At 65.3% G+C, this 329-nt stretch carries 1 protein-coding gene; it reads left to right on the top strand.

What is annotated here, in order from left to right:
• Positions 1–329: AMP-binding protein (locus HKX41_10835; protein NNC24625.1), on the top strand; the 329-nt coding region annotated here is incomplete at both ends.

Genomic DNA, 329 nt, shown 5'->3' on the forward strand with positions numbered 1-329 from the left:
CCACCGGGAAGCCGAAGGGGGTGAAACACACCACTGCCGGCTACCTTGCGTGGACGGCGTGGACCTCGCAGAATGTCCTCGACGTCAAGCCGGAAGACACCTACTTCTGCTCGGCCGACATCGGCTGGATCACCGGGCACTCCTACATCGTCTACGGCCCGCTCGCCCTCGGCACGACGACGACGATGTACGAGGGGGCCCCTGACTACCCCGAGCAGGACCGCTTCTGGGAGATCGTCGACGACCTCGACGTCACGCAGTTCTACACGGCACCGACGGCGATCCGCTCGTTCATGAAGTGGGGTGCGGAGTACCCCGAGCGCCACGAC

Origin of the sequence: Salifodinibacter halophilus, assembly GCA_012999515.1 — a bacterium.
Taxonomy (GTDB): Bacteria; Pseudomonadota; Gammaproteobacteria; order Nevskiales; family Salinisphaeraceae; genus Salifodinibacter; species Salifodinibacter halophilus.